Origin of the sequence: Albibacterium bauzanense, from assembly GCF_004339765.1 — a bacterium.
Taxonomy (GTDB): Bacteria; Bacteroidota; Bacteroidia; order Sphingobacteriales; family Sphingobacteriaceae; genus Albibacterium; species Albibacterium bauzanense.
On sequence record NZ_SMGO01000002.1, the window covers coordinates 440,923 to 458,180 of the forward strand.

Genomic DNA, 17,258 nt, shown 5'->3' on the forward strand with positions numbered 1-17,258 from the left:
ATAATTGCGACTATCCAATTTTTTTTTGAAATTTGCAATCCATGAATTTTCACCTTAATAATATACCTGTCCGTAGTGTAAAGCCAAGAGAAAAAGGAATCACTATGGTAATGGATAAGGGTTTATCAATTAGACAAGTTGAGGATTTCCTATCTATCAATGAACCTCATACTGATATAGTAAAATTGGGTTGGGCAACGTCTTATGTTACACCGAATTTAGAAAGCAAGTTAGATGTTTATCGGCATGCCAATGTGCCTTTTTACTTTGGAGGCACTCTTTTTGAATCTTTTGTAGTTCGAAATCAGTTTGATGATTATCGTAAGATTCTCGATCATTATAAAATGGAGTATGCCGAAGTATCTGATGGATCTATTGATATTCCTCATGATGAAAAATGTGAATACATCCGGAAGTTGAGCGAGCAAGTAACTGTAATTTCAGAAGTAGGATCAAAAGATGATGAGAAAATAATTGCTCCTTATCGTTGGATCGAGCTGATTGAAGCAGAGATGCAAGCCGGCTCATGGAAAGTAATTGCAGAAGCCAGAGAAAGTGGAAGTGTAGGTATTTACCGTGAAAGTGGCGAAGTACGTCAAGGATTGATTGATGAAATCCTTACCCGTATTCCCTATGAATCCATCATCTTTGAAGCTCCTTTAAAAGCACAACAAGTATGGTTTATTAAACTGTTGGGCGCAAATGTGAATTTAGGGAACATCGCTCCAGCAGAAGTTATCCCTTTAGAAACAATTAGATTAGGCTTACGTGGAGATACTTTTAGTCATTTCCTTTAAAATATAAATTCGAAAATGAAGAAGTTCGGACTAATAGGATATCCGTTGGTGCACTCTTTCTCTAAGCAGTATTATACTGAGAAATTTGAAAAACTAGGACTTCCTGATTATAGTTATGAGTTATTCCCCTTACAAACGCTAAGCGAATTTCCACAATTATTAAAAGACGAGCCTAAGCTATGTGGTCTAAATGTTACTATTCCACATAAGATAGGTATTTTATATTACCTTGATTGGGTAAGCCCCGAAGCCAAGGTAGTAAATGCAGTAAACTGCATTAAAATCATTAAAAAAGACCCTCTTGAAGACCTTTTTTCAGGAGAATGCAGCTTAGAGCCCATTCGCCTGCATGGATATAATACAGATGTTTACGGTTTTGAAGAATCTTTAAAACCTCTATTAAAGAAATCGTACACAAGAGCACTGGTATTAGGAAATGGTGGAGCTGCCAGAGCGGTATTATATGTTTTGAAAAAACTGAATATCGAGTATACCGTTGTTTCGCGCAAAGCCAGTCATATTCAATTGCCTTATGAGGAAATCACTAAGGAAATAATTCAAAAACATTCGATTATTATCAATACCACACCGGTTGGCACCTATCCGAATGATAAAGAATGTTTAAATATTCCTTATGAGTATATAGGTAAACAACATCTATTATACGATTTGATCTATAATCCGGAAGAAACTGAATTCTTGAAAAGGGGCAGATTGAATGGAGCTGTAACAAAGAATGGTAAAGAAATGTTAGTGCTTCAGGCAGAAAAGAATTGGGAGATCTGGGAAGGTTAAGCCTTCTTTCCCAAATAGACTTTACATATTTGCGTTATTATTTATAATCGTATTTTTGTGAATGATCTATATCAAAACATTTGTATGTAATCCTTATCAGGAAAATACTTATATCTTATATGATGATACAGGCTCCTGTGCAATAATTGACCCGGGAATGTATGGTAATAAGGAAGAGAATGAAGTCGTGGCTTTTATTGAAAGTAATCAACTTCGGCCCGAGATTCTTTTAAATACACATTGCCACATCGATCATGTACTCGGAAATAGATTTATCTACGATACTTTTGGGTTAATCCCTCAATTTCATGAAGGAGAGCTTCCTGTATTAATAGAAGTTCAAAACTATGCTCCTCAAATGGGCATTCGTTATGAGGTCTCACCCATTCCTGAAGTTTTTTTACCATCGGAAGGCGAAGTCCAATTTGGTAATCATTCTTTACAGATCATTTCTGCTCCCGGTCATTCTCCAGCCCATTTATGTTTTTATAGTCAAGAGGAAGGCTTTCTGATCGGAGGCGATGTCCTTTTTAAAGGTAGCATTGGAAGAACAGATCTGCCGGGAGGGAACCATCAGCAATTATTATCCAATATTAAAGAGAAAATCTATACATTACCGGAAGAAACGTTGGTTTATCCAGGACATGGACCGACGACAACTATCGCTATTGAGAAATTAAGCAATCCCTTTGTAAGAGGATAATTAAATTATGAATACGCCCCTATTTATTGCTAAACGTTATTTGTTCTCAAAGAAATCTGTTAATGCAATTAATATTATTTCAGGTATAAGCACATTAGGTGTATTAGTAGGAAGTGCAGCATTAATTATCATTTTATCTGTATTTAATGGATTCGAGATGCTAATCTTGAACATGTACAGTGCTTTTACTCCAGAGATGCGCATTGAACCTGCTCAAGGTAAATCATTTGTTCCCGATTCTCTTTTAGATCGCACTTTAAAATCAGATCCTCGCGTATTACATTATACTGAAATTCTTCAGGAGAAGGTTCTATTGCGGTATGGTCAAAATCAGTATATCGCTGTTTTAAAAGGTGAAGCCCCTAATTCTATGCAATCAGCGATCAGTGATAGTTTGATTAATGAAGGAGAATATAAACTAAAGGATGAAAACACAGATTATGCAGTTGTCGGAGCAGGCGTACAAGCCTATTTAGGTGTTAGCCTGGAACGGGATGATCTTCTTCTTTCCGTTTATTCACCCAGAAAAAATGCTGTAAATTCAATTAACCCGGCAGAAGAGTTTAATGTGAGAACTATTATGCCTGTTGGAGTAGTGGTTGCGCAACCCCAGTTTGATAATGTGGTAATTGTTCCAATTTCTTTTGCAAGAGAAGTCCTGGGTGAATATGAAAAGATTTCGGCCATTGAAATTGACTTAAAACCCGGTGTTGATCAAAGTTCGTTTAAAAAGGAATTGACCAGGTTAGTTGGCAATGATTTTCTGGTAAAAGACAGAGCTCAGCAGAACCCGACACTCTACAAAGTGCTTAATTCTGAGAAATGGGCAATCTTCTTTATCCTTACGTTTGTATTAATCATTGCCATCTTTAACATTATAGGGTCCCTAACCATGTTGGTTATCGATAAAAAGAAAGATATAGCAGTGCTTAAAAGTTTAGGTGCCGGCTATTCCTTTATTAAAAATATTTTCTTTGCTGAAGGAATGTTCATCTCCCTATTTGGATGTATAATTGGGATGAGTTTAGGACTTGCCTTTTGTATTTTACAGAGAAGGTTTGGTCTTATAAAGATGGAAGGTGCAGAGCTGGTAACCAGCGTTTTCCCTGTTGAAATAAAAGTCCTTGATTTTGCACTTGTGTTCTTAACCGTTACCTTAATATCTTTAATCGCATCTTTTGTATCTTCCCGCTTAAGCGTTAAAGGAGAAGAACAATTATCTTAAGCATTATCCTTTTACAAACACAGGGTGGTTTATAGTAGGGATAAGTTCTAATTCTGAGGCTTTTTTAAATAGTAAATCAACAGCTTCCCTGCCTTTTGCTCCTAAGCTTACGGAGTAGTCGTTTACATATAAATCAATATGCTTATACATCACCTCTTCATTCATCTCCTGTGCGTGGCTTTTAATAAAATCTAAAGCTGATTTAGGATTCTCAAAAGCAAACTCAATGCTTCTTCGTATTAGTTTGCCTACTGTTGATTGTATTTTTGGATCGATACGCCGATTGATAACAATTCCTCCTAATGGAATGGGGAGGCCAGTTTCTTTTTCCCAATAGTCGCCAAGGTCAATAATTTTATGTAATCCTTTATCCTGATAGGTAAAGCGGTTCTCATGGATAATAAGCCCCAAATCAATGGAATTATTCAACAGAGCTGATTCTATCTCAGAAAACACCAATATCTTTTTATTCTTAAGCACCGGAAAAGCCAGTCCTAAAAGAAAATTGGCTGTTGTAAATTCGCCGGGTATCCCAACTGTTAAGTCCTTATGCTGATTGATGTATTCTTTATCAGTAAGTTTTTTATCACTCGAGATAAGCAATGGCCCCACCCCATGGCCCAATGCACTTCCGGCATCAAGCAAGGCATAATTCTCTACCGCATAAGCAAAAGCATGGAAACTTAGTTTACTGATATCGGGTTCGTTTTTAAAAACCTTTTTATTAAGAGTTTCTACATCATCAAAAAAGACATCAAAATCAATACCCTCTGTATCGATCTTTTTATGAATCAGGGCGTCAAAAATAAAAGTATCATTCGGACAAGGAGAAAAGCCAAGACTTAGTTTCATAGAGAAATATTTACGAACAAAATTACTAATCTTTCAGTTAAACCCAAGTTCAGGTGCTATGCCAAGAACATATAGATGTAATTTTATTGCTTTTAAGAGAAAAGCTCGTCGCTAAATTTGATAAGCCAATCATTCAGGTTTTTTATAGCTAATTCTATTTGCCAGTTTGATCGGTTTCTTTTTTCAACCCAATTCGAAATGCTTCTCACCTGCAAACAGCTTATTCCTTCTTGTTGAGCGGCATAAAAGACCGCTGCTCCTTCCATGCTTTCTATTTCAGGTTTTAATCGTTTAGAAACTATATCAATGCTATTTAAATTGCCATGAACCGTATTTACGGTTATTCCCTTCACTCCTCTTAATGTCGAAACTGAATTGTATTTTATAAAAGAAGGGGCGTTTTCATGGTAAATGCTATTCCCGAAACCCATATCCTCAATCGATAAAAAGTTATTATCATCTTCAGCCCCTAGCTCGCTAAAAACATCACTTTTTACACGCACTACAGTGCCTAATTTTAGGTTCGGATCAAAACTGCCTGCAATTCCTACATTCAGCAAAGCATCGTATTTTGTTAATGCAAGCTTCTTCCCTAATTCATAAGAAATTGCTATCATACCAACCCCACCAATAAGTACGTCTATAGAGTATGACTTAGATTTAATGGCTTGTAAAAAGGGTTCGATTTCCAACCTGGTTGCAGCAACAACAAGTAGCTTCATCGTTTTAGTATTTTTAACGAAGGTACAATTAATAAGAGAATGTATTATCTTTGTGCACTATGATTTATATAACACGAAGAGAGCGCTTTTCTGCAGCCCATAAATTGGCAAGAAACGATTGGAATGAAGATCAAAACCTGAAGGTCTTTGGGAAATGTTCTAATGCAAACTGGCATGGGCATAATTACGAGCTTTTTGTAACCGTTAAAGGAGAAGTTAACTCAGAAACAGGATTCTTAATTGATTTAAGAGTTCTGAAAGAAATAATTCAGGAAGAAGCCATTGATAAATTAGATCATAAAAACATCAATCTTGATGTAGATTTTATGCAAGGCAAAATGGCTTCTACCGAAATGATTGCTATCGAAATTTTTAAACGCCTGGCACCAAGGATTGAAAATGAAGGGGCACAGCTTCATTGTATCAAACTTTGTGAAACAGAGAATAACTTCGTTGAGTATTTTGGGAATTAATATAACGCTGCCTCAAAAATAATTAAATGAATAAATCAGATAAGCCACCTTTTGATCCTGAGCTGCTTGATGGTTATGTGAAAATTGACCATTATAATGGAGATGCAGTAAACCGCATTGCTGATCATTATGGTGATATTTTGAAAGCTCTTGGAGAAAATCCTGCTCGCGAAGGATTGCTAAAAACACCTGAGCGCGTTGCAAAATCACTTCAGTATTTAACTCATGGATACGACATAGATCCTGCTGAGATCTTAAGAAGTGCTATGTTTAAAGAAGAATATAGCCAGATGGTGGTGGTTAAAGATATCGAAGTATATTCTTTATGCGAGCATCATATGTTGCCCTTTTTTGGAAAAGCTCATATCGCTTATATTCCTGACGGGCATATCGTCGGGCTTAGTAAAATACCAAGAGTGGTTGATGCCTTTGCTAGAAGATTGCAAGTACAAGAGCGCCTAACCAATGAAATCCGTGACTGCATACACGATACTTTAAAACCGCTGGGAGTAGCTGTGGTTATTGAATGTAAACACCTTTGTATGTCTATGCGAGGGGTGCAGAAACAGAACTCTGTTACAACAACCTCGGCTTTTACCGGAGAGTTTGCTAAAGAAAGAACGCGTAATGAGTTCTTGAGGTTAATTACCGCTAGCTTAGATTAATTAATATCCTTCTTTTAAATTAAAATATTCATAATGAAGAATGCATATCTTTTTCCTGGGCAGGGTGCTCAGTTTGTAGGCATGGGTTTAGATGTTTACAACTATAATAACGAAAGCAGAGAGCTGTTTGAAAGAGCGAATGAAATCCTTGGGTTTCGTATCACAGACGTTATGTTTAACGGAAGCGAAGAAGACCTTAAGCAAACGAATGTAACTCAACCTGCAATATTTCTGCACTCAGTAATTTTAGCACATGCATTGGGCAATAGTTTCAACCCACAAATGGTTGCCGGTCATTCTTTAGGAGAGTTTTCGGCATTGGTTGCTGTAGGTGTACTCGATTTTGAATCTGGGTTAAAGCTAGTTTCAGCGAGAGCCAATGCCATGCAAAAGGCTTGTGAAATACAACCGTCTACGATGGCTGCTGTACTTGGTCTAGACGATTTTACAGTAGAGGATATTTGCCAGCGCATAAGCGATGTGGTTGTACCGGCAAACTATAACTGTCCGGGTCAATTAGTAATTTCAGGAACCATTGCAGGGATCGATAAGGCTTGCGAACTATTAACTGAAGCAGGAGCCAAACGTGTTATAAAACTGAACGTAGGAGGAGCATTTCACTCACCATTAATGGAGCTTGCCCGTGTTGAACTTCAGTCAGCGATTGATTTAACCACGTTTAATGAACCTCTTTGCCCGGTATATCAAAACATTGATGCTAAAGCACATGTGAATCCTGATCAAATCAAGATTAATTTAATAGAACAGCTTACAGGATCAGTAAAATGGTCGCAGATAATGCAAGCTATGATTGAAGATGGCGCTACCTCTTTTATAGAAGTAGGACCTGGTAATGTACTTCAAGGTTTAGTTAAAAAGGTTGATAGGAAGATGGAAACATCAGCTGCTAAGCTTTAAATGTTATCATAATATTAGGAAACCCCGTAGATTCTAAATCTATGGGGTTTTTTATTACTTTTACGTAAGTTGATTTATAAATTTGAGTAATACATTAAAGATACGTATTCTACTTCTCCTCCTGACTTTGTGTTTTGCAGGAACAGCTATTACTGTAAAATATACCTACCAGGAAAAAGAAATCCTTTTAATTGATGGCCATAAGGTTGAAAAGAACCTGCATAAGAAAGAAGCCATTGTCAAGGAATTCTTGAATGATACAACCTTATTTGAGAAAGTTAGAAATATTGATCAGAATCCCGAACTTAAGAAATACATTATTGAGTCATTCGGCGAGGAAAAAGATATTTACATTTACGCGTATTCAAACAATGATTTAGTTTTCTGGGGGTCCGAACAGATCGTTCCCCGTTCAGATGCCGGTATTTCTGAAGGCAGCAGTATTATAACATGGAATAACGGCTGGTATGAATCATACAAAAAAAGCTCAGGTGGTTTTTCTATAGTCTGTCTAATCCCTATTAAAGCCAATTATCCAATAACAAATCGTTTTTTAAACAATGACTTTTCGAAAGACCTCATCAATGCTCCTAATTTAGAAGTTGCTAATTATGATGATGTTTCAGTTTATAACCTTCGTAACAGCGATGGAGACTACCTGTTATCTTTAAAGCTTCGAGCCAGTAATTTCAAAACATTTTACTCAACCATTGAGCTCATAATGTGGCTATTAGCTGGATTAACATTTACAATCTTTATTAATAGCTTATGCCTTTGGATCGCTAAAAAAGGATGGGTAAAGCTTTCCATTTTAGCATTTGCTTTATTTCTAACGTCCTTCAGATATCTTGGTATCAAAACTCAATGGTTGGCAGACAATTTCTATTCAGGGTTTTTTGATCCCAGAGTATACGCCTCCAGTTTTATACTCCCTTCCTTAGGCGCTCTTATATTGCATGTTATTTCGGCAACATGGCTTGTCTGCTATATATACCACTGTCGATCCGAGCTTAAGATAGTCGGAAAAACATCCTCTAAACTTGTAAAATTCGCAGTGTATTTACTTTCTGCGGTTCTATTATATTTCTTATGTGATGTAGCGATCGGTATTTTTAAAAGCTTAATAATAGATTCCAGTATCAGCTTTGAAGTCAATAACCTATTAAACTTAAATACTTATAGCTGGGTGGGCATCCTGGTATTGTGCATGGTTGTATTTATACTTTATCTCATTGTAGAAATACTATTTGTTATTACCAGAGATATGGGTTTACCAAGGAAAACCCGATTAATATGGTTTGCTATTACTGTTCTGATTTGCTTACTAACTAAAGCTTTGTTCGGTGGAGTTACAATCTCTTTCTGTCTGTTCATAATTGTTATTTATATAAAAGGATGGTATGCAAGTCCTGATAAAGGGTTTAATTTAGCAGCGTATGTTGCTCTCCTCTTTCTGTTTGCCGGCATTGCATCTCTTAAACAGAGCATGTTTCAGGAAAAGAAACAACAGAACAGCCAGCTCTTTGCTTTGCAAAAACTTGAATCATCAGAAGATCCAAATGCAGTTTTGCTTTTCTTAGATGTAGAAGAGCAGATTGTTAATGATGAATCGCTGTTAAATTATTTTAAATACCCGGGCTCTCAAAACCCTCAACTATTAAACGACGAATTACGGAGAGCTTATTTTAGCGGTTACTTGGCAAAATATGATTTTAATGCCTACATATTAAACACAGATAGTTCAGAAAACAGCGCTATAGCTCTCGAAAGGCTATCGTACTTTAAAGATAAAGTGATAAGCGGTTCAAGAAAGGTCTCTGCTAACTTCTATCGCCTGAATAATAATATCGGCTATATTAATTATTTCGCTTTGCTTCCCATAGAGATAAATGATGAGTTAGTTGGCACCTATGTCATTGAACTTAAGAACAGATCATTAAGCCGCTATGTTTCTTCACCGGAAATACTTTTTAATGGTACCATAGAAAACACAAGTAATTACGACAATTATTCTTATGTCTATTATCAGAATGATGTCTTAAAAGGGCAGCACGGTTCTTTCGTTTATCCTGTAGAGCCCGTTTTTCATCCAGCTGAGGTTCGTCAATATATTCGGTATAAAGATAATGAAGGGTATAATCATATCGTATATAGGCCTAATCAAACAGATTTACTTATCTTAAGTGCCAAAACTCAAAGCGGCTGGGACCAGTTGGCTTCTTTGTCCTTCTTGTTTTTGGTATTTCTGTTTTTCTCAATTGCAATTTATTGCATCCGGTGGATCTTTGTTATTTTAAATGACTACGATTTTAATCTTCGTAACCTGCGATGGTCCTTAATGATACTACAGAATCGTGTACTTTACAGTACAAGGATACAGGCTTTTGTAGTTTTTGCTGTAGTCGTTACCCTAGTTATTGCCGGTATAATTACTTTCTTTAGTTTAAATAATCAGTACAGTATTCAGCAAGAAAAGGCGGCAGCCAAACAAATATCTTTGATTGCCCGCGGATTGGAAATACAGCTATCACAAAATTCTGGTGAGATAGAAGGGCTAGAAACCGAACATCAGTTTAATGCCGCATCAGAAATAAACGCATCTGACCTGAATCTATATAATAATCACGGAGAACTGATTTATAGCACCCAAGGAAAAATATATGACTTAGGGCTGGTCTCCAAATTTATGAATGCAAATGCGTGGCTAAATCTGGATGATTATTCGCGTGAAGAGTTCTTTCAGCGTGAGAAGATCGGCGCATTGGAGTACCTGGTGGCATACGCACCTCTGAAAAACGACAATAATCAAACCATTGCCTATTTAAGCCTGCCCTATTTTTCTAATCAAAAGGAGCTAGATCAACAAGTGGGTGTATTATTAAATACCATTATTAATGTATACGCATTGGTGCTGGTTGCTTTGGGACTGTTTGCTGTATTTATTGCTAATAAAATAACAGCGCCACTTACACTCGTACAAAGAAGCCTGGCCCGAACCTCGATCGGCAAGAAGAATGAACCTATCTTCTGGAAGCGTAATGATGAAATAGGGTCGCTTATTAAAGAATATAATAACATGATTGCCGCCCTGGATAATAGTGCCAATAGAATTATGCGATCCGAACGTGAGTCGGCCTGGCGAGAGATGGCCAAACAGGTTGCCCATGAAATCAAAAATCCGTTGACACCTTTACGATTAGGTGTTCAGCTATTAGAACGGTCCTGGCGAGAAAAAGACCCTCGCTTTGATGAAAAGTTTGAGCGTTTTAGTAAATCCTTTATTGAGCAAATAGAAAGCCTGGATCACATCGCTTCAGAATTCTCAAATTTTGCTAAAATGCCGGATACGAAACTGGACGATGTTGAGATCGTAGATGTAATCGAAAAAGCGATTAGTATTTATAGCAATGATTTACACCTTTCTATTAAACTAGAGGTATATGTAGATAGAGGTGTAATTGTGCATGGAGATAGAGACCAGCTTTTACGAACTTTTAATAATCTGATCAAAAATGCTATTGAAGCACGTATTCATCATAAAAAAAGTACTGTACTAATTAGAGTAAAACCACATTCAGTAGGTTATATTCTAATAGCAATACAAGATTACGGTAAAGGTATTGACGATATTGTCAGATCTAAGATATTTCAACCTAACTTCACAACCAAGAGCTCAGGAACTGGCTTAGGATTAGCTTTTGTAAAACAAACAGTAGAAAGTATGAATGGTACCATTAGCTTTAAAACAGAAAAGGCTAAGGGAACAACCTTCTTTATTTTGCTGCCATTAAAATCAAGAGAGGCTTAAGTTAATAAGAGAGGGTTAGTTATTACTTTAAGCTGATAGTGGATCTCCCCATTGTACTTTCGTTGGTATATAAGATAACCGTATAAGTACCTTTTTTGAATTTGTAATCGCTTGGAGACCAGTCAATGGTATATTGTTTACCATCATTCTCGAAGTCGATTTCTTTCATATCGGTGTATTGGATTTCCTCATCATTTACTTTAAACACATTACCGTTTGTAATGAGATTTCCACTAGGCTCCGTAACACGTAAATAAATGTTATGCTTGCCTACTTTTGTTAACGTATTATCCGCAAGCGTAAAGTTTATTTGCAATCTATCAACACGCGGGGCTTTGCTTTCTGTATTTATCCGGTCGCCGCTTCTCACCCTAAGAGCATTGATATTCATTTCTGATATCTTTAAATGCGAAGCCATTTTAATCATTTCCTGCAGCTTTGCCTTATCCTCTTCCAATGAATTCGCACGCTTATTAACAGTATTTACAGACTCTTGAAGTTGGTCTCTTTCATTGCTTAGCAAGTCATTTTCTTTCCGGAGATTTTCCAGGTCACTGCTATATTTAGCAACCAGGGCTCTTAACTTCTGTATTTCCTGTTGAGCATGCAGTAATTCATCCTGTTTTATTTCTGTATTACTGTTAATTTTTGATCGTAGATCTTCAATAAGCAGACGAGCAGAATCATGCTCCAATTTAAAATTGGCAGCTAAATCAATGTTTTCACCCGTTACTCTATTTAATTCCGCTTCTATTCGGTCAACCTCAATTTCAAGTTGATTTTTTTGCGAATTCAATACCTCTACCTGGTTTCCCAGGTTCTTATACCGAATAGCATAATATACATTGGTAGCCAGTAAGGCTGCTATGGCAATTATAAAAAAATAAATTTTACTAGAAGGCTTCGGCTTTTCGATTTGTGGTTCCCCAGTCATTAAGCCGCCATTTTCTATATCCATTCGTATGGTTCGTAAACTTGTATGCTCATAAAATTAAAGTATGATCAAGCAATTATTGTTCCAAACTTAATTTATTTTAATGTTCGTTAAATTATTACGGTTACCTATCTTTATCGCCGGTAGAAATGTGATTATGATTGATAGATATTTTGTACGTTTTATTTGTATAGGAGTATTGTTGTTTTGTATGTTGCCCTTTGCAAATGGGCAGAACGAAGCACCAAAAAGAGAGTTTCGTGGCGTGTGGGTTGCAACGGTAGCAAATATTGATTGGCCTTCAAAGCAGGGTTTAAGTACTGACCAGCAGAAAGCAGAATTGATAGCCATTCTTGATGCTCATCAACGAGCAGGGATCAATGCAATTATGTTTCAGATCAGACCTGCAGCAGATGCTCTTTATGCCCAATCTCGTGAACCCTGGAGTCGTTTTCTTTCAGGAATTCAAGGACAGGCTCCTGCTCCTTTATACGATCCGTTAGAGTTTGCCATAAAAGAGGCACATGATCGGGGTATGGAATTACATGCCTGGTTTAATCCCTATCGCGCTACTTTTGATAATGGAAATACCGTGGCTCCCAATCATATAACCCGTATCAATCCGGAGTGGTTTTTCACCTATGGAGGCAAAAAGCTATTTAATCCGGGTTTGCCTCAAGTGCGTGCTTACATTACCTCAATTGTGATGGATGTAGTGAAAAACTATGACATTGATGGCGTTCATTTTGATGATTATTTCTACCCTTATCCCGAAAGCAATCCTATTCCCGATGCTGCTACATTCAGGCAATACGGAAGTGGATTTGCATCCATTGATGATTGGAGAAGAAATAATGTGGATATCCTGATAAAGACCATTTCGGATAGTATTCATGCTGAAAAACCATATATCAAGTTTGGAGTTAGCCCTTTTGGAATATGGGATAATAAAAGAAATCATCCGGAAGGCTCCGAAACAGCCGGATTTAGTGGCTACCGACAGCTTTATGCCGATGCCAGAAAATGGACGCAAGAAGGTTGGGTCGACTATATAAATCCTCAGATATATTTCCCGTTTAACTATCCGGCCGCTGCATTCGAAGTACTGCTAGACTGGTGGAGCAAAAACAGTTTCGGTAAACATTTATACATCGGACAAGCTGTATACAGGGTATTGGAAAATGGACAGGGTTGGCGTGAAAGAGATCAGCTTTCGCGGCAAATACGAGCCTTAAGACAAAATAATAATGTTCAGGGCAGTGTATTCTTCAGCTCCAAGTCCTTGACAAATAACTTAGGAGGTTTTAGAGATTCTTTGCAATATAATTTCTACCGTTATAAAACCTTGCCCCCTGCAATGCCCTGGAAAGATAATGTTTCTCCCCTGCCGCCTCGCGGTTTAACAGTTCGGGTAACAAACGACCGGGCAATAACATTGCATTGGCAAAAGCCTGATGCTGCAAGTGATGGCGATGTGCCTTACGGCTATGTAATTTATAGGTTTGAAGCAGGCGATAAGATTGACCTGGAAGACGCTCGCAAAATCCTTCAAATAAGTTACAATAATTCTTATACAACCTATACCGATGATTCGGTTATTAAGAATCACACTTATACCTATGTAATTACGAGTTTAGATCGCTTAAAAAATGAAAGTGTCGGATCTAATAGAAAGGAGATCGTTTTTTGACATTAACAATGCAGTCAAATTTCCATTAAGCAAGTGAAACTTAATAAATAAACATTATATTTGCCTTCCATAAATTTCGATTTTTACATCCTTAATGAATATGAGAGAAATACAATTCAGAGAAGCGCTTCGTGAAGCAATGAACGAAGAAATGCGTAGAGATGATAAGATTTTCTTAATGGGCGAGGAAGTCGCCGAGTACAATGGTGCTTATAAAGTAAGCCAGGGAATGCTTGAAGAGTTTGGTGAAAAACGTGTCATTGATACGCCAATATCTGAACTTGGATTTACAGGAATAGGCATAGGCGCTGCAATGAATGGTTTAAAACCAATCATTGAGTTCATGACCTTTAACTTCTCCTTGGTTGCTATAGACCAGATTATCAATTCGGCTGCTAAAATGAATTCCATGAGTGGAGGTCAATTTGCTGTTCCAATTGTTTTTAGAGGACCAACCGGGAATGCCGGACAATTAGGAGCTCAGCACTCACAAAACTTTGAGAATTGGTATGCTAATACTCCGGGTTTGAAGGTGGTAATTCCATCCAACCCATACGATGCAAAAGGACTTCTTAAACAATCAATACTTGATCCGGATCCTGTAATATTTATGGAATCTGAGGTTATGTACGGCGATAAAGGACAGGTTCCTGAAGAAGAATACTACCTTGAGATCGGAAAGGCACATGTTGTTAAGGAAGGAAAGGATGTTACCATCGTAAGTTTTGGTAAAATGGTTCCACGTGTTGTAATGCCTGCTTTAGAAGAACTTACAAAAGAAGGAATTGATGCTGAAATTATAGATCTGCGTACCGTAAGACCTATTGACTATGCAACTATTATTAATTCTGTTAAGAAAACAAATCGCTTAGTTATTGTTGAAGAAGCATGGCCTTTAGCGTCTATCTCTTCTGAAATAGCCTATAAAATTCAAAGCGAAGCATTTGATTATTTAGATGCACCGGTAACTCGTATTACTTCTGCCGATGTACCTATCCCTTATGCTCCAACATTGCTTGAAGCAGCTTTACCATCGGTAAAACGTGTAGTAACAGCAGTAAAAGACGTGCTATACAAAGTAAAATAATTCTTTAAAAGAATAAAGAATGTCTTATGAAAAATGAATAAGGCATCCGATATAAAACAAGGGGGCGAAATGATATCATTTCGCCCCCTTGTTTTATATCGGATTTTTTGCGCTTGCTTTAAATCTTATACGCTTAGTTTTTCCTGATTACCACGTGGGTTTTAACACTGGTTTATCTTTATTTTAATCCAGCAGACTGATTTGTCTTCTGATGCTCTCTTCTAAGGAAATAATTGTTTCTGTTCTTTGAATTCCCTTTATTCCTTGAATTCCTTCATTAAGCACCTGGCGTAAATGATCCGTGTCTCTGCAAATAATTTTTGCAAACATACTATAAGAACCCGTGCAATAATGAAGCTCTACAACTTCCTTTACCTTTCTGAGTTCTTCAACAGCATGATTATACTGCGACCCTTTTTCAAGATAGATCCCTAAAAATGCACAGATATCGAAACCGATTTTTTGAGGGTTAATGGTTAAATTTGCGCTTTTTATGATCCCCAGGTCTTCCATCTTTTTCATTCGCACATGTATGGTACCTCCAGAAACAACCAGCTTTTTTGCTATTTCTGTATAGGGAACCGAAGCATCATTCATAAGAATTGATAAAATTTGAATATCAAGGCTATCGAGGTCAATGTTAAGATTTCTCTTTTCCATATTATTTTATTTGTTATGCAATTTTTTAACAATTATCTACAATTTTTCTATTATCCTTTATGTAAACCATTTGTTAATTGCAAAATTAATAATTTAAACGTTGTTTTTTCAAAAATATAAAAAATGTATAGAATTCCTGCGGTAGAATAATAGCTGTATTATTTTAAACTATAACCCGGTTTAATCAAACAGTGGTTGAACAGTGGTCAAACAGTGGTTAAACAGTCCTTGAACAGTGGTAAAATGACTGTATAACCTCTGTACATCTTCTGCTTGAATATTGTTTAGGTAATATCAGCTAACAATTTAGATAGTATCAGCTAGCTTGTAAAGTAATTTTAGGAATAGGAAATGATTTATTAAAAGCAGTTTGTCTTGAAAGAACATTTGTACTTCGATTAATACAGACAAAATATTATCTTTGATTATAAAACCAGTAGCATGAAAGAAATATCAGTAGAAGAGCTAAAAAGCAAAATTGATAATAATGAAGATTTTCAATTAATAGATGTTAGGGAAACTTTTGAATACGAGGTTTCTAATTTAGATGGGGAGAATATCCCGTTAGCATCTGTTCTTTTAGAAAAGGATAAGATTTCTAAAGATAAGCCAGTTGTTGTTCACTGCAGAAGCGGCAAGCGCAGCGCTCAGGCTATTATGCTTTTGGAAAAGGAAGGTTACGATAATCTTTCTAACCTGGTAGGCGGAATCTTAGCGTGGAAAGAAGATATTGACCCTGATATGGACGTTTATTAATATGTTAAAAAGACTATTATTCAGCACCCTTCTTAACCTTGGGATCATTCTTTCACTTTATTTTGCCTTCACTGCCTATAATAAAATGGAATATGGAATCCTTGTAGGCACAATCCTGCTTGTTGTTGTATTGATTTATTTAAAGATCAAGATATTGAAACAAGTGAAGGATATGAAGAAACAATAATTATTAAAACGTGCAGCAAGATGTTTCAACTTTAATAGAACAATTAAAAGCGGGAGACTATAGAGCGCTGGCACGTATTATTAGTTTGGTCGAAAATGAGCACCCTTCGGCAACTGAGATCCTTTTCTCTCTACAACCTAATCAGAACATTCCTATAATAGGTATTACCGGCCCTCCCGGTGCGGGAAAGAGTACGCTTGTTAATGCCATAGCGGAAGAGTTTAGCAAGGAAGGTAAAAGAGTGGCTATTTTAGCGATTGATCCGAGTTCTCCTTTTAACAGGGGTTCTTTATTGGGTGATCGGATTCGGATGAATGCGCAGTTTAATAATCCTGATATTTACATACGATCGGTGGCAAGCAGGGGCGCTTTGGGGGGCTTATCAGAAAAGACCATTGAGATAACAGATGTTTTAAGGGCTGCCCCATTTGATATAATACTTGTTGAAACGGTTGGTGTGGGTCAATCGGAGATTGATATTATTGGTTTGGCAGATCAAACTATTGTGGTATTAGTTCCTGAAAGTGGCGATGAGATTCAACACGTAAAATCTGGATTGATGGAGATTGCCGATATCTATGTGGTTAATAAAGCAGATAGAGAAGGCGCTGATATCTTTGCATCCAAGCTGGAGCGTATGTTGAAAATGAAGCACCTGGATATTCCAGTATTGAAGATAATTGCAGACAGATCTATAGGTGTACAGAATTTGCTCCAGTTAATAACATCTCGTTCATCCTCTCCAAATAGGATACTGAATATTAATTTATTAGCAGAAAAAGCTTGGCGCTTGATTCAGCAAAAACGTATGAAAGATGTTGATAAAATAGCCTTAAAACAACAGTTATTGGAGCAGCGTAAGGATAGTTTCTTCAATTTATACCGCTTTGTTAATGATAATTATTAATAGAGTATGGCTCATTTACCAGCGTGATAGGGTATAATTGAGGTTAAAAAGGGACACATTTTGCCTTTTTAGATGTTGT

Annotated in this window: 17 protein-coding genes; 13 read left to right on the plus strand and 4 right to left on the minus strand. The window is 36.8% G+C overall.

Going from position 1 to position 17,258, the window contains the following annotated elements; genetic code table 11:
• Window positions 1-41 precede the first annotated feature (41 nt).
• The 4 genes from C8N28_RS07800 (at window position 42) to C8N28_RS07815 (ending at window position 3,520) form a co-directional block, all read left to right on the plus strand.
• The gene (locus C8N28_RS07800; RefSeq protein ID WP_132223411.1) at window positions 42-797 is read left to right on the plus strand and encodes a phosphosulfolactate synthase; all 756 of its coding nucleotides are present in this window, start codon (window positions 42-44) and stop codon (window positions 795-797) included.
• Window positions 798-812: 15 nt separating this feature from the next.
• Window positions 813-1,592, plus strand: a complete 780-nt coding sequence (locus C8N28_RS07805; protein ID WP_132223414.1) for a shikimate dehydrogenase family protein — start codon at window positions 813-815, stop codon at window positions 1,590-1,592.
• 61 nt (window positions 1,593-1,653) lie between these two features.
• Window positions 1,654-2,295 carry an MBL fold metallo-hydrolase gene (locus C8N28_RS07810; RefSeq protein WP_132223417.1) on the plus strand — a complete coding sequence of 214 codons (642 nt, stop codon included), beginning with the start codon at window positions 1,654-1,656 and terminating at the stop codon, window positions 2,293-2,295.
• Between the two features lie 7 nt (window positions 2,296-2,302).
• Window positions 2,303-3,520: an FtsX-like permease family protein gene (locus C8N28_RS07815; protein ID WP_132223420.1), complete on the plus strand. Its 1,218-nt coding sequence runs from the start codon at window positions 2,303-2,305 to the stop codon at window positions 3,518-3,520.
• A 3-nt stretch (window positions 3,521-3,523) separates the two neighbouring features.
• On the opposite strand, the gene C8N28_RS07820 is transcribed toward C8N28_RS07815, so the two are convergent.
• A complete protein-coding gene (locus C8N28_RS07820; RefSeq protein WP_132223423.1) occupies window positions 3,524-4,372 on the minus strand; it encodes a menaquinone biosynthesis family protein in 849 nt (282 codons plus the stop codon).
• 92 nt (window positions 4,373-4,464) lie between these two features.
• A complete protein-coding gene (gene mqnB, locus C8N28_RS07825) occupies window positions 4,465-5,094 on the minus strand; it encodes a futalosine hydrolase (protein WP_132223426.1) in 630 nt (209 codons plus the stop codon).
• A 59-nt stretch (window positions 5,095-5,153) separates the two neighbouring features.
• Here mqnB and C8N28_RS07830 point away from each other — a divergent pair, with 59 nt between their 5' ends.
• The 4 genes from C8N28_RS07830 (at window position 5,154) to C8N28_RS07845 (ending at window position 10,958) form a co-directional block, all read left to right on the plus strand.
• Window positions 5,154-5,567, plus strand: a complete 414-nt coding sequence (locus C8N28_RS07830; protein WP_132223429.1) for a 6-pyruvoyl trahydropterin synthase family protein — start codon at window positions 5,154-5,156, stop codon at window positions 5,565-5,567.
• 26 nt (window positions 5,568-5,593) lie between these two features.
• The gene (folE, locus tag C8N28_RS07835) at window positions 5,594-6,232 is read left to right on the plus strand and encodes a GTP cyclohydrolase I FolE (RefSeq protein WP_132223432.1); all 639 of its coding nucleotides are present in this window, start codon (window positions 5,594-5,596) and stop codon (window positions 6,230-6,232) included.
• A gap of 33 nt (window positions 6,233-6,265) precedes the next feature.
• Window positions 6,266-7,150: an ACP S-malonyltransferase gene (gene fabD / locus C8N28_RS07840; RefSeq protein ID WP_132223435.1), complete on the plus strand. Its 885-nt coding sequence runs from the start codon at window positions 6,266-6,268 to the stop codon at window positions 7,148-7,150.
• Window positions 7,151-7,232: 82 nt separating this feature from the next.
• Entirely contained in the window at window positions 7,233-10,958 is a 3,726-nt protein-coding gene (locus C8N28_RS07845) for a sensor histidine kinase (protein ID WP_132223438.1), read from the plus strand.
• 22 nt (window positions 10,959-10,980) lie between these two features.
• Here the strand turns inward: C8N28_RS07845 and C8N28_RS07850 are convergent, their stop codons facing one another.
• Window positions 10,981-11,916 carry a hypothetical protein gene (locus C8N28_RS07850; protein WP_132223441.1) on the minus strand — a complete coding sequence of 312 codons (936 nt, stop codon included), beginning with the start codon at window positions 11,914-11,916 and terminating at the stop codon, window positions 10,981-10,983.
• A 79-nt stretch (window positions 11,917-11,995) separates the two neighbouring features.
• Here C8N28_RS07850 and C8N28_RS07855 point away from each other — a divergent pair, with 79 nt between their 5' ends.
• Together C8N28_RS07855 and C8N28_RS07860 are read left to right on the plus strand one after the other, a co-directional pair.
• On the plus strand, window positions 11,996-13,582 hold the full coding sequence (locus C8N28_RS07855; protein WP_317127329.1) for a glycoside hydrolase family 10 protein: 1,587 nt from the start codon (window positions 11,996-11,998) through the stop codon (window positions 13,580-13,582).
• A 100-nt stretch (window positions 13,583-13,682) separates the two neighbouring features.
• The gene (locus tag C8N28_RS07860; RefSeq protein WP_132223444.1) at window positions 13,683-14,669 is read left to right on the plus strand and encodes a pyruvate dehydrogenase complex E1 component subunit beta; all 987 of its coding nucleotides are present in this window, start codon (window positions 13,683-13,685) and stop codon (window positions 14,667-14,669) included.
• 183 nt (window positions 14,670-14,852) lie between these two features.
• Here C8N28_RS07860 and C8N28_RS07865 read toward each other — a convergent pair whose 3' ends face one another.
• Window positions 14,853-15,329: an Lrp/AsnC ligand binding domain-containing protein gene (locus tag C8N28_RS07865; RefSeq protein ID WP_132223447.1), complete on the minus strand. Its 477-nt coding sequence runs from the start codon at window positions 15,327-15,329 to the stop codon at window positions 14,853-14,855.
• A gap of 441 nt (window positions 15,330-15,770) precedes the next feature.
• Between C8N28_RS07865 and C8N28_RS07870 the strand changes: the two genes are divergently transcribed.
• Genes C8N28_RS07870 through meaB form a run of 3 tightly spaced genes read left to right on the plus strand, consistent with a single transcriptional unit; the run spans window position 15,771 to window position 17,179 of the window.
• On the plus strand, window positions 15,771-16,085 hold the full coding sequence (locus C8N28_RS07870; protein WP_132223450.1) for a rhodanese-like domain-containing protein: 315 nt from the start codon (window positions 15,771-15,773) through the stop codon (window positions 16,083-16,085).
• Between the two features lies 1 nt (window position 16,086).
• Window positions 16,087-16,272, plus strand: coding sequence for a DUF6358 family protein (locus C8N28_RS07875; RefSeq protein WP_132223453.1), 186 nt, complete (start codon window positions 16,087-16,089; stop codon window positions 16,270-16,272).
• 10 nt (window positions 16,273-16,282) lie between these two features.
• Window positions 16,283-17,179 (plus strand): methylmalonyl Co-A mutase-associated GTPase MeaB, encoded by an 897-nt coding sequence (gene meaB, locus C8N28_RS07880; RefSeq protein ID WP_132223456.1) that lies wholly within the window; start codon window positions 16,283-16,285, stop codon window positions 17,177-17,179.
• The last annotated feature ends 79 nt before the right edge of the window (window positions 17,180-17,258 follow it).